Origin of the sequence: Pseudomonas sp. TMW22089 (assembly GCF_022496645.1) — a bacterium.
GTDB classification, from domain to species: domain Bacteria; phylum Pseudomonadota; class Gammaproteobacteria; order Pseudomonadales; family Pseudomonadaceae; genus Aquipseudomonas; species Aquipseudomonas paraversuta.
Genome location: NZ_SCFG01000002.1, coordinates 19,546 through 31,809, shown reverse-complemented (window position 1 = coordinate 31,809; position 12,264 = coordinate 19,546). Strand labels below are relative to the sequence as shown.

General features: G+C 60.8%; 8 protein-coding genes. 3 read left to right on the top strand and 5 right to left on the bottom strand.

Annotated elements, in window-relative coordinates; all coding sequences use genetic code 11:
* Nucleotides 1-57: 57 nt before the first annotated feature.
* Nucleotides 58-1,368 (bottom strand): aminotransferase class III-fold pyridoxal phosphate-dependent enzyme, encoded by a 1,311-nt coding sequence (locus tag EQV90_RS02490; RefSeq protein ID WP_240877717.1) that lies wholly within the window; start codon nt 1,366-1,368, stop codon nt 58-60.
* A gap of 191 nt (nt 1,369-1,559) precedes the next feature.
* On the opposite strand from EQV90_RS02490, the gene EQV90_RS02485 reads away from it, so the two are divergent.
* From EQV90_RS02485 to EQV90_RS02475, 3 genes are all read left to right on the top strand, one after another.
* Entirely contained in the window at nt 1,560-2,297 is a 738-nt protein-coding gene (locus EQV90_RS02485; RefSeq protein WP_010655593.1) for a sulfite exporter TauE/SafE family protein, read from the top strand.
* Between the two features lie 20 nt (nt 2,298-2,317).
* Nucleotides 2,318-3,085, top strand: coding sequence for an SDR family oxidoreductase (locus EQV90_RS02480; RefSeq protein ID WP_010655594.1), 768 nt, complete (start codon nt 2,318-2,320; stop codon nt 3,083-3,085).
* 325 nt (nt 3,086-3,410) lie between these two features.
* Nucleotides 3,411-4,394, top strand: a complete 984-nt coding sequence (locus EQV90_RS02475) for a hypothetical protein (RefSeq protein WP_178105508.1) — start codon at nt 3,411-3,413, stop codon at nt 4,392-4,394.
* A 126-nt stretch (nt 4,395-4,520) separates the two neighbouring features.
* Here the strand turns inward: EQV90_RS02475 and EQV90_RS02470 are convergent, their stop codons facing one another.
* The 4 genes from EQV90_RS02470 to EQV90_RS02455 all read right to left on the bottom strand — a co-directional run bounded on the left by EQV90_RS02470 (nt 4,521) and on the right by EQV90_RS02455 (nt 11,667).
* Nucleotides 4,521-6,458: an autotransporter domain-containing protein gene (locus EQV90_RS02470; protein ID WP_127196093.1), complete on the bottom strand. Its 1,938-nt coding sequence runs from the start codon at nt 6,456-6,458 to the stop codon at nt 4,521-4,523.
* A gap of 1,208 nt (nt 6,459-7,666) precedes the next feature.
* Nucleotides 7,667-10,042 (bottom strand): TonB-dependent receptor, encoded by a 2,376-nt coding sequence (locus EQV90_RS02465; protein WP_240877773.1) that lies wholly within the window; start codon nt 10,040-10,042, stop codon nt 7,667-7,669.
* Between the two features lie 153 nt (nt 10,043-10,195).
* Entirely contained in the window at nt 10,196-11,164 is a 969-nt protein-coding gene (locus EQV90_RS02460) for a FecR domain-containing protein (protein ID WP_161718282.1), read from the bottom strand.
* Nucleotides 11,161-11,667 carry a sigma-70 family RNA polymerase sigma factor gene (locus tag EQV90_RS02455; protein WP_003443479.1) on the bottom strand — a complete coding sequence of 169 codons (507 nt, stop codon included), beginning with the start codon at nt 11,665-11,667 and terminating at the stop codon, nt 11,161-11,163. Before EQV90_RS02455 ends, EQV90_RS02460 begins: the two co-directional genes overlap by 4 nt.
* Between the last annotated feature and the right edge of the window lie 597 nt (nt 11,668-12,264).

The window sequence follows — 12,264 nt, the reverse complement described above, 5'->3', positions numbered from 1 at the left end:
GCTCTTCGTTGCCGGTCTGAAAGGCTCGCGAGCAAGTTCGCTCCTACAGGGTGGGGGTTACAACTGCTCGCGGCCGAGGGTGTCTTTGAGCACCGCGAACATCGCATCCAGATCCACCCGCGAAGTTACCAGCGCCGGGGCGAAGATGATGGCATCACCGGTGGTTTTGACGTGCAGGCCGGCGTCATACAGCGCACGCTGGACCCGCGCGCCCTTGGCCCCTGGGGCTTCGCCAGGGGTCAGCTGAATGCCGCTGAGCAACCCGCAACCACGCAAATCGCTGACCTGGGGCAAGCCGCGCAAAGCGCTCAATGACTCCAGGAAATAAGGCGTCAGCTGCGCGCCTTTATTGAACAAGTCCTCATCACGGTAAATATCCAGCGCCGCCAATGCCGCCGCACAGGCCACCGGGTGCCCTGAGTAGGTATAACCGTGAAACAGCTCCGGCCCGGCGCCTTTGCTGGCGTTGATCACGGTGTCGTAGACCTGCTCGTCGACCGCCACTGCGCCCATCGGGATCGCGCCGTTGGTCAAGGCCTTGGCCATGGTGATGAGGTCGGGCCTGACCTCGAAACTCTGCGCCGCAAACCCTTGCCCGGTACGGCCGAAGCCGGTGATGACTTCATCGAATACCAGCAGGATTGCGTGCTTGTCGCAAATCTCGCGCAGGCGCTTGAGGTAGCCGGCAGGCGGCACATACACGCCAATGGAACCGGCAATCGGCTCAACGAAACACGCGGCTATGCTGTCGCCGCCATGCATGGCGATGATCCGTTCCAGATCGTCTGCCAGGTCTGCACCATGCTGCGGCTCGCCCAATTGATAGCGCTGATTTTCTTGCCAGGTATGACGCATATGACTGACGTGGGGCAGCCCGCCCGCCGCGAATGCCTGACGGTTGCGCATCATCCCGGACAGCGCCACGCCACCGAAATTTACCCCGTGATATGCCCATTCGCGGGACACAAATCGCGTGCGCTGGGCCTCGCCGCGAGCACGGTGATACGCCAGGGCGATTTTCATCGCGCTGTCCACCGACTCGGAGCCGGAGTTGGTGAAAAACACTTTGTTCAGGCCTTCAGGCAGCAGTTCGCTCAAGCGTTCGGCCAGTTCAAAGGACAACGGCGAAGCGCGCTGAAAATGCGGGGTGAAGTCCAGGGTCAGCAACTGTTTGCAAACGGCTTCGGCGATCTCGCTGCGGCCATGGCCGGCGGCACTGCAGAACAGCCCCGAGCTGCCATCGAGCAACGCGCGACCTTCGCTATTCCAGTAGTGCACACCCTCGGCGCGGACAAACAATTGCGGGGTCCGCTGGAACTCGCGGTTATCGGTAAAAGGCAGCCATTGGTGATTCAGATTCATCGTCATGCGTATCACTCCTGAGGGGCAGTCCGGGTGTTCCAGTTGCTCTCAGACTAGGCACCGCAACAGCCGGTGACTTAGATCCAGACGGGCTTTTCGATGGAGCCAGTTCTGGCACCATCGAAAGCGCCGGCTGGCTCTAAGCCTGTGGGGGCGTGCTGACTACAGTGGCGCCATCGAGCACCCCGGAGCGGCGCATGAACCCTGAAACGAGTTGGGCCTTGAGCGCTCTCTGTGTGTTGGTGGCAGCGGTGGTACGCGGGCTGACCGGCTTCGGCTTTGCCGCCATCGCGGTGGTCGGGCTGGCGATGCTTGGATCATTGCAGCAGGCGGTGCCACTGGTGTTGTTCCTGGAGGTCGCATCCAGCGTGATGCTGTTACGCAGTGCCTGGCGCGGGGCCAATTACCCCTTGCTCAGGCGTCTATTGCTGGCGGCGGCCTGCGGTGTGCCTTGCGGGATTTTGCTGTTGACCGGCAGCGACAGCCGCGGGCTGACGCTGGGGGTTTACGGGCTGGTGGGGTTGCTGGCGGTTCTGGGGCTGGCGCGGGTTCGCCTGCCAATGGGCGAGGGGCGGGCGGGGGCCTGGCTGGTGGGTGGCAGCAGCGGCGCGTTGATTGCCGCGTTCAGCATTGGCGGCCCACTGGTGGTGGCGTGGCTCAGCCATTGCGGGTTGCGGGCACAGGTGCTGCGGGCGACGCTGATCATGTTCTTTTTCGCTGTGGATATTGCTGCACTGGTGGGGCTGGCGATGGCCTCGGCTATCCCTTCGGATACAGGCTGGCAAGCGCTGCAGATGTTGCCCGCATTACTGCTCGGGCTGTGGCTGGGCCAGCAATTGTTTTTGCGTATCGAGGCCGAACAGGCTGCCCGTTTTACTCAATGGCTATTGCTGTTACTGGCAGGCACAGGCCTGTTGGGGCGGGCGTGGTCCTGATTTTTTCCAGGGGGAAACTTATGCGATCGAGTGTTTTTATCACGGGTGCCACTTCCGGTTTTGGCGAAGCCTGCGCCAGGCGTTTTGCGGCCGCTGGCTGGGCGCTGGTGCTGACCGGGCGCCGCGCCGAGCGATTACAGGCACTGGCGGATGAACTGGGGGCACAGACCGAAGTCCTGGCGCTGGTGCTCGATGTCCGCGATCGCGACGCCATGCAACAGGCCATCGAGCAACTGCCGCCGGCCTTCAGCACCTTGCGCGGCCTGATCAACAACGCCGGTCTGGCCTTGGGCACCACCCCGGCCCAGCAATGTTCGCTGGATGACTGGGACACCATGGTCGACACCAATATCAAGGGCCTGCTGTACAGCACGCGCTTGCTGTTGCCGCGTCTGATTGCCCACGGCGCCGGAGCGGGAATCGTCAATCTGGGTTCGATCGCGGGTAACTGGCCGTACCCCGGCAGCCATGTGTATGGCGCGAGCAAAGCCTTTGTCCGGCAGTTTTCCCTGAGCCTGCGTTGCGACCTGCAAGGCACTGGTGTGCGGGTGACCAATCTGGAGCCGGGGTTGTGCGAGAGCGAGTTTTCCCAAGTGCGCTTTGCCGGCGACCAGGCCCGGTATGACGCGTTATACACCGGCGCCCAGGCCATTCAGCCAGCAGATATTGCCGAGACGATTTTCTGGCTGCTCAATCAGCCGGCGCACATCAACATCAATAGCCTTGAACTGATGCCCGTCAGCCAGTCGTGGAGCAACTTTGCAATTGAGCGCGCTCAGGGCACGTGAGGCTGGCCCCGGGGGCAATACAGCACTATGCCCAAGAGCCGTTTTGCTACCTGTCCGGCATCAGGAGTTCAACTAGGAAATATCCTAAAGACAGCCAGGAGTCCTTGCCATAGTGTGCCCGCAGGCTGGTTTCATTCAAAAAGCGGCACAGGTGGCAAACCACTCTGGAAGAGTGTTTGCAAACTTACCAGCCCGTCCCGTCAAGGAGGTACTTGCTTCAGTCAGCAGGTGCCGCTGTTGTTTTTTTTATCAATAAACAGCAAAGACATTGACGGATTAATTGCCTGTGAAGTCCTGTCTTATTCCTGGTCGTGGAGATAAAAAAATGTACGGATCCCTGGCAGAACAAGTACGTGAAACAGCGCAAACAGAACAATCAAAAGAGGACATGTTATTTGCCATTCTTGCTGGAATGACCGGTGTACATCCGGGAATGTCGGCCATAAACCTTGCACGAAGCTATATGAAAGTCTGTGCCGTCAGCGGGTTGAAGCTCAACCCTTACTTTGTCAAAGACGGCAATTCCCGACCCTCCCCTAAAACCGCAAGAATGCTTGCCAATCGCAATTTCAAGGGGTTGGGCGTTACGTCTACCAGTCTTGGACTGGCTGCATTGGCTCCTGCCATCTCGCCCGTTCCGGCTCCCTTCGCGGCCATCCGTCACGCGTCTGCAACCGCCTCGACCACCCTGCATCTACACCGGCTTTCAAGATTGCTGGCGTCCTGCCAACCATTTGCCGTTGGCGACGAACAGGTCGCCCATGCAATCAAATGGCTGCAACTGGCCATAGAAGTAAAGTTGGTAAAACTGGCATTTCGGGGAACAGAAACCGCATTGTCCACCACCTCGACTCTGCTCTCGTTTACCGGCATCGGGCTGGCTGGAAAGATCCCGATGATCATGATCAGCGTGCAACTTGAACTGGCCAGACAAGGGGTCAGTAATAAATATGCCGCCCTGTGCAAGATCGCGGCAATGGAACTGCAATGGGCCGCATTTCTCGAACAAAACAACAGTAACGCCGGTCTGCCGGAATTCAATTTCAACGCATCATCCCCGGCGGCCATGATCGAAAAACTCGAGCAGAGAAAAATGCAGCTGGGTGCGGCAATAACCGGCCAGGTGCGCAGCAGTGCGCTGGACGCCCGTACCGGCAACACCGGGTTAGGACCGGCAACTCTGATCATTAAAGAAATCATGGCCAAATACACCCTGCAAGGGCAGTTCTGCTCGGGGCACGACTATATGGCCATGATCAATGAACCCGCAGGCTGGAATGCCATTGCGGCAAAGCTCATGAACATTTAAGACCGGCTATCCAGGGTGTGCATTCAACCCCCTTGAACGTGCTGGTCATGCCTTGGGTGTCAGGGGTGAAACCCGGCATGGGCCTGCAGGCGCGCAACGCGCTCCTGCAGGCAGTGCGGTGGTGAATCAGAACAGCCATTGAGCGCCGAGGGAGTAGCCGGTCTGGCTGCCCTCATCATTGCCAAGGCGGCCATTGATTTCGGCGTAAAGCCCCAGTTGCGGGGTGATCGCCAACTGGCTGCCGACCTGGGCCCGACCAAAGCTCTTGTCGACGCTGCCCAGTTTTGCCTCTCGGGCTTTTCCGTCCGCGAGGCTGGTCAACAGGATGTCGTCCAGACCTCCGTCACCCATTTCCCTGACCCAGGCAATGTCGCCGTACGGCTGCAGGCTCATGCCGGCCGGCAGGTCGAAACTGCCCCGTACACGCCAGCCGAGGCTGGCCTGCAGGGAGTCGAAACTTTGCTCCTCATAGGTGAGGGCAGTACGCAGCTGCTGTTTTTCGTGAAACTTGTCGATCCGGTAATGGCTGTAATCAAGCCCGGCGAAAGGACCGCTTTTGATTGGGCCGACGTCGAAGTCATAGCCGCCGATCACCCGCGCACCGAGGCTGAGGGCATCGGTTTCACCGGTCTGCTTCTGACTCAGCAGCACCGGGCCGCCGTTGGCCTGGATCAGCAGATTGCGCTTGCTGTCGAAGCTGCTGTGCCCGGCGCTCAGGTCGCCTGCCAGCCATGCCGGGCCGCCGTCGTTGAGCAAGGCATAGAGCGCCGCCTGCCAGCTGTCATTGTCGAGCTTGCCGCCATGTTCCAGCTTGTCGCGGCCATTGAGGTAACTGAGGCTGGCGCCCAGGGTCAGGCTCGGGGTCAATTGATAATCTCCCAAAGCATGCAGGCCCAGTCGACGGCCTTCGTGGAAGGGGCCACTGTCTGCGGTGTACTCGCCATCAATGCCTATTTCGCCATCAAAGGTGCCCGCCTCACGACTGGCAGACTGCAAGGTCAGCCAGCGCCGGTCCAGCAGGTTTACCTGAGTCTGGTGCTGACGTTGCAGGCTGTCCTGCATCGCACGGGCGACGGCCCCGCCAGACGCCGTTGACGCCATGAGGTCGGCATTGGTCAGCTCCAGCACCAGACGGCTGAGCAGGCGCGAATAGTCGCGCAGGCGCTGCTCGATACGTTCCTGGCCAAAGGCATCGGTGAGCACGGTTTCATTGTCTTTTTTGGGATCATGCCAGGTCGCTCCGCCCGGGATTGCCGGGTTGTCGGTCTGGGTGTAGCCGTCCATGTCCCCCAGTTCCCAGTTGGTGGCTTCGACGTAGAGCACCGGAATATTCAGTTTTTCAAAGGATTCGCCATCACTGCAGCAACCGGTGCCGGCAGGATAGGCCGCGTCCAGACCGGGGTTAGTGTGCAGGTCGATATTGAGCTCTTTGGCCAGCTTGAACGCATGTTCGCGCAGTGCCGCCAGCCCCGGGTTGGTCGCACTGTTCTTGCCGGAGTGGGCATACATCATGTCGCCGGTGATCAGGCTGTCGAGGTTGATCATGGCCAGCATGTTGTTCTTCTGGCTGGTACTCAGGCTGTTCACAAAGGCCTTGGATCCTTGCAGGCCTTCTTCTTCGGCGCCAAAGCCGATCACCTGCAGCCCGTACTCCAGCGGCAGGCCGTTGAGATTGCGGGCGATTTCGGTGAGCACGCTGGCGCCCGAACCGTTGTCGTCGACCCCTTGCAGGGCAGGGCGACCGAAGTAGGTATCAAAGTGGGCGCCGACCACCACGTATTGCGGCAGTGTGCCCGGGGCATAAGCCACGACGTTTTGCGAGCTGCGACTGTTGTCGGCGCCCCAGGAAAAATCCTGGCGGGAGATGCTGTAGGCGTCGCCCATCCGGCTTTGCATCCAGTCGGCCGCCCCGGCGAAATTGGCCGTGCCCCGATAGCGGCCCGGGTAGTCATGAATCAGCGTGTCGAGGGTGTCACCAGCGTATTCGCCGTAGTCATGGGCCTGGCCTGATGTTGACAGCAGGGCGCCGGCAACGCTGACAGCGAGTGCGAGAGGTTTGATCACAACGTCTTCCTTGAGTTTTTTTTTTGGATTGAGGCAATACGTCTAGACCATTTGCATGATGTGCGCCCCTTTATCGACTTCTTGAACAATTGACGCCCAGCGTTAAGGATTCGTCGCCAATATGTAAAAGAGAACCGGTTTTGAATTGAAACCCAGCGCTGCGGCGGGCCGAGAATGCCCCGCAAGCGGGCAGGCCCTGGTGCAAGTGCTGCGAAAAGTAGCACGTAGATATCGATGCTTATCTGAAGGAGCTGGCTTGAAGACCGCGGCGCTACCATCGCGGGCAAGCCCGCTCCCACAGGAGGAGGGGGCAGATTACGATGCCTTTCTGTAGGAGCTGGCTTGCCAGCGAGCTCTGCCTTGAAACCAGCGGCGCCGCCATCGCGGGCAAGCCCGCTCCCAGAGGGAGATGGGCAGATTACGATGCCTTTCTGTAGGAGCTGGCTTGCCAGCGAGCTCTGTCTTGAAACCAGCGGCGCTGCCATCGCGGGCAAGCCCGCTCCCACAGGAGGAGGGGACAGATTGCGATGCTTTCTGTAGGAGCTGGCTTGCCAGCGAGCTCTGCCTTGAAGACAGCAGCGCTGCCATCGCGGGCAAGCCCGCTCCCACAGGGGGAGGGGACAGATTGCGATGCTTTCTGTAGGAGCTGGCTTGCCAGCGAGCTCTGCCTGAAGCCCGCAGCGCTGCCATCGCGGGCAATCCCGCTCCCACAAGGGGAGGGGGGAGATTGCGGTGCTTTTCTGTAGGAGCTGGCTTGCCAGCGAGCTCTGGCTTGAAACCAGTGGCGCTGCCATCGCGGGCAAGCCCGCTCCCACAGGAGGAGGGGCGGGTTGCGATGCTTTTCTGTAGGAGCTGGCTTGCCAGCGAGCTCTGCCTGAAGCCCGCAGCGCTGCCATCGCGGGCAAGCCCGCTCCCACAGGGGGAGGGGGCAGATTGCGATGCTTTCTGTAGGAGCTGGCTTGCCAGCGAGCTCTGGCTTGAAACCAGCGGCGCCGCCATCGCGGGCAAGCCCGCTCCCACAGGAGGAGGGGGCGGATTGCGATGCTGCTTTTCTGTAGGAGCTGGCTTGCCAGCGAGCTCTGGCTTGAAGTCAGCGGCGCTGCCATCGCGGGCAAGCCCGCTCCCACAGAAGGAGGGGGCGGGTTGCGGTGCTTTTCTGTAGGAACTGGCTTGCCAGTAATTCAGGCTGCGAGGTCTGGGATCTGCACTCAGAAATCTGCCTTGAGCGACATCACGAAGTTGCGCGGCTCGCCGTAGAAGTTGCCGAAGCCTTCGGTGCCGACGGTGGCGTAGTAGCGCTTGTCGAACAGGTTGTTGCCGTTGAGTGCCACGGACCAGGTGTCATCGATGCGGTAGCCGATGCGGCTGTTCCAGATCGCATAACCGGCCTGGCTGATGTCGATGCCGCTGATGGGCGAGACCCGGTAGTTGCTGCTCTGGGCATTGACTCCGGCGCCGACAGTGATGCGGTCCAGTGAGCCGTCCAGGGCATAGTCGGCCCACACGCGCAGCAGGTGGCGCGGCACATAGGTGTTGTAGGCCAGACCATCCTGGTCGTCATTGGCATCTTCCAGAACCTTGGTCTGGGTGTAGGTGTAGCCGGCCAGCACTTGCAGGCGCTCAATGACTTCGCCACTGACTTCAGCTTCGAAACCTTGAGCCTGCACCTTGCCGGAGTTCTGTGAGCAAGTACTGTCCGGGCACAGCGGATTGTCCTGGGCCGCGTCTTTCTGAATGGTGCGGAACAGGTTGAAGGAACTGTTCAGGCGCCCGTCGAACCATTCGCCCTTGATCCCCACTTCATAGCTGGTGCCGATCAATGGCTTGAGGGTTTCGCCGTTGAGGGTTTTGTAGCCGCCCTGCGGGGTGAAGATGTCCGTGTAGCTGGCATAGGTGGTCAGGTTGTCGTTGAGGTCGAACAGTACGGCCGCGAACGGGGTGACCTGGCCGGTTTCGGTCGCTCTGGAACTGACTGGCGTGCTTTCGCCCTGGTACCAGGACTCGCTATCGCTGTCGGACTTGTACCAGCTCACGCGGCTACCCAGCACGAAGGTCAGCGGCTCGGCCAGCTTCAGGCGGGCCGTGGAGTAAAGACCGTATTGTTTGATCCTCATGTCCATCGGCCCGCCACGTGAGGCATTACTCAGGTAGTAGCTGTCATCAGGTTTGGGCAGGTGATGATCGGGGTTGAGTACATTCTGGCGCTGGGGCAGGACGGCCACGGCGTAAAAGTCATCCTTGTGCGAACGGCTGGCGTTGGCGCCGATGGTCAACTCCTGCTCCAGGCCAAGTGCGTCGAATTTGCCGTTCAGGTAAGCGTCGAAGCCATAGTCGGTCTGGTCATAGTCATAGATGCTGCCCAGCATCAGGGTTTTGGTGCTGGTAGCACCGACCGGTACCGAACCGCTGGGGAACGCGTATTCCATGTCCTGGGTGTTTTTTGAATAGACCCCCGCGACCTTCAGTGACCAGTCGTCATTGAGTTGCTGCTTGAGGTCGCCGAACCAGGTGGTGCGCTTGCTGCGCTGGTTGTTCCAGGCGGTGTTCAGGCAGGTTGAACGTTTGAGTTTCAGGTCGCTGCCATCGGCGTAGCGCGGCAGCCCGCCCCAGCAGGGGGTGGCGTCCACATCTTCATAAGCCAGGCCCACACCGAGGGTGGTATCGGGGCTCAGGTCAAAATCCAGGGCGCCAGAGTAGATCTGGTCTTTGCGTGCGCCGATGTCATAGAAGTACTGCCGGGTCTGTTGGGTGAGCACCGCCCGGCCGCGCAGGGTGCCGGAATCATTTAAAGGGCCGCCGGTATCAACCTGACCCCGATAGTTGTCCCAGGTGCCTGCAGACAGTGACAGCTGGGTGTGAGGGGTGGATTCGCCGCGTTTGCGGATGAAGTTCACCGCCCCGGCCGTGCCGCCCGCGCCTTTCATCATGCCTGCGGCACCGCGCAGTACCTCGACCCGGTCGTAGATCGCCATGTCGCTGTTGAAGCTGTCGGCCTGGACGTAGCTGCTGCCGATGTCCAGCGGCACGCCGTCGTACTGGTACTGGCCGGTCATGCGAAAGCCCCGGGAGTAGAAGTACTTGCCACCCATGGGCGAGTCATAAACGGTAATGCCCGGAGTCTTTTCCATGACCTGTTCAATGGTGTTCAGGTTCTGGTCATCGAGCATTTTGCGGGTAATGACGGTAACCGATTGCGGGGTCTCTTTAAGGCTGTGTGAACCCTTGCCGATGGTCACCGCCTGTGCGGTGTAGGAGCCAGAACCTTCGGTGGTGGCGTCGCTGCTGCGCTCGGTGATGCTGGTGACCCCCAGTTGCAATGCTTCGCCGGTTTGCGGTGCCGCTTCGACACTGAAGTTGCCTTGCCCGGTGATACGCAATTGCAAACCGCTGCCCCGCAGGGCGGCCTCCATGGCCTGTTCGGGCGACATGTGGCCGATCACCGCCGGTGCCTGTTTGCCCTGCACCAGCGCGGGTTCCAGCGACACGATCTGGCCGCTCTGACTGGCGATGGTGTTAAGGGTACTGGCCAGGTTGCCGGCCGGCAGATTGAAGCTCAGGTCTTGCGCCAGGGCAGGACTGGCCATGGTTGCCAGGGCAACGGCGAGGCAAAGGGTGTGGGGCCACGGGTTGAGCACGGCATTCTCCTGATCGTGTGAAAGTCTCAGGAGATAGGTGCGCCGAGAAAACAAAACCGGACACCGATGCGAACAATTATCAAAAAAAACTTTCCACGGCCGTTATACCGCCCCGATCAGAGTCAGCCATGGACTGTAACGATCCACACGAATTGGCAGGGTTTCAGCCAGTGCGGTGAAGGCCCGGTCGGGATCGTTGAGCGGGTACACACCCTGCACCCGCAGGCCGCGAACCTGGGGAGCAACCCGCACCAAACCACGGGTGTAAGGGCGCAGGGCCGCGACCACTTGCTCCAGAGGATCGTCCAGCACGTTCAGTTTGCCGTTAAGCCAGTCAGCGCGACGGCGCTGGTCACCCTCCACAGGGACGATTTGCCTGGCATACAGCAGGGCCGACTGACCTTCGTCCAGATTCAGGGACATGCCGTTGAACAGCTGTGCCTGCACGGAGTGTTGCAGCACCACCACCCGGCTTGCTGCAGGCTCCTGAGCCACCAGGAAGCGACTTGCCGAAGCGCGGATTTCACCTTCTGCGGTGCGTACGCAAAAGGGCCGGCCCGCATCCGCGGCCACCTCAATCACCAGCTCGCCGTGACGCAGAATCAGCAGCCGTTGCCGGTTATCGAACCTCAGGTCCACGGCACTGTTGGCGTTCAGGCGCAGGCGGCTGCCGTCAGCCAGGTTGAAGTCCTGGCGCTGACCACGGCCGGTGGACAGATCGGCCAGCAGCGAATTACCCATCGGGCTGCGCGCGCCTAGCCACAAACCGCCACCGAGCAGGCCCAGACCGGCAATAGCGCGCAGCGTGTCGCGCCGGGTTGTGTGGGGTTGCAAGAGCAACTGACGGGCTTCACCGGCTTGTCCGGGCAGCCGATCATCCAGTGAACGCAGAGGGCTGAAGGAGCCGCTGAGGCGCTGCTGCAATTTGTCCCAGGCCTGAGCATGTGCGGGGTCTTTGGCCAGCCAGGCGTTGAAGCGCTCTTGCAGCATTACGTCGGGAGTGCCGGCGCGCAGTTGCACCATCCAGTCGATGGTCTGTTCGCTCACCGGGTCCAGCCGCTGCTTGCTCACAGGCCGGCCTCGCTCAGGTAACACTGGCGCAATGCCTGTTTCATGTAGCGGCTGACCGTGCGTTCGGACAGCCCCAGTTTTTGCGCAATTGCCACGTAACTCAGGCCATCCAGCTGGCTGTAAAGAAAGGTGGCTTTGACGATCATCGGCAAACCGTCGATCGCCCTGTCGATGGCAACCAGAGCTTCGATCAACTGCAACTGTTCTTCGGGGGACGGCGCCACGGCCTCGGGCAGCAAGGCCAGGCGGTCGAGATAGGCGGTTTCCAGTTTGCGCCGACGGTGGCGGTCGAAAATCAGGCGCCGGGCAATGGTGGACAGGTAGGCCCGAGGCTGTTCAATGCTGTCCGGATCTACCCGCGCCGCCAGCATCTGGCAAAAGGTATCGGCGGCGGTGTCCTCTGCGTCGGCGTGATTACGCAGGCGGCGCTGAATATGTTGCAGCAGCCAGCGATGGTGGCTGCTGAAAAAGAAGCCCAGTTTTTGGGTCGCGAGAGGGTGCACCGGTCGGGTTTCCAGATGTGAGTGCGAATAGTTCTCAATATTAGCGGCCACATGATGGCCACTGCAATCGCAGACTTCTGTCAGGCAATCCAGAAATGGGTTTGAGGGGGTGATTCAGGCTGCGATGCTTATCTGTAGGAGCTGGCTTGCCAGCGAGCTCGGCCTTGAAGACAGCGGCGCTGCCATCGCGGGCAAGCCCGCTCCCACAGGGGGGAGGGGCAGATTGCGATGCTGGTTTTCTGTAGGAGCTGGCTTGCCAGCGAGCTCTGCCTTGAAACCAGCGGCGCCGCCATCGCGGGCAAGCCCGCTCCCACAAGGGGAGGGGGCAGATTGCGGTGCTTTTCTGTAGGAGCTGGCTTGCCAGCGAGCTCTGCCTTGAAGTCAGCAGCGCCGCCATCGCGGGCAAGCCCGCTCCCACAGGGGGATGGGCAGATTACGATGCCTTTCTGTAGGAGCTGGCTTGCCAGCGAGCTCTGGCTTGAAACCAGCAGCGCTGCCATCGCGGGCAAGCCCGCTCCCACAGGAGGAGGGGGCAGATTGCGATGTTTTTCTGTAGGAGCTGGCTTGCCAGCGAGCTCTGGCTTGAAGTCAGCGGCG

Excerpts from the sequence above, each read along its gene's own strand:
- EQV90_RS02480 (WP_010655594.1), top strand. The coding sequence starts at position 2,318 with ATGCGATCGAGTGTTTTTATCACGGGTGCCACTTCCGGTTTTGGCGAA.
- EQV90_RS02465 (WP_240877773.1), bottom strand. The coding sequence starts at position 10,042 with ATGGCCAGTCCTGCCCTGGCGCAAGACCTGAGCTTCAATCTGCCGGCC.
- EQV90_RS02485 (WP_010655593.1), top strand. The coding sequence starts at position 1,560 with ATGAACCCTGAAACGAGTTGGGCCTTGAGCGCTCTCTGTGTGTTGGTG.
- EQV90_RS02475 (WP_178105508.1), top strand. The coding sequence starts at position 3,411 with ATGTACGGATCCCTGGCAGAACAAGTACGTGAAACAGCGCAAACAGAA.
- EQV90_RS02490 (WP_240877717.1), bottom strand. The coding sequence starts at position 1,368 with ATGACGATGAATCTGAATCACCAATGGCTGCCTTTTACCGATAACCGC.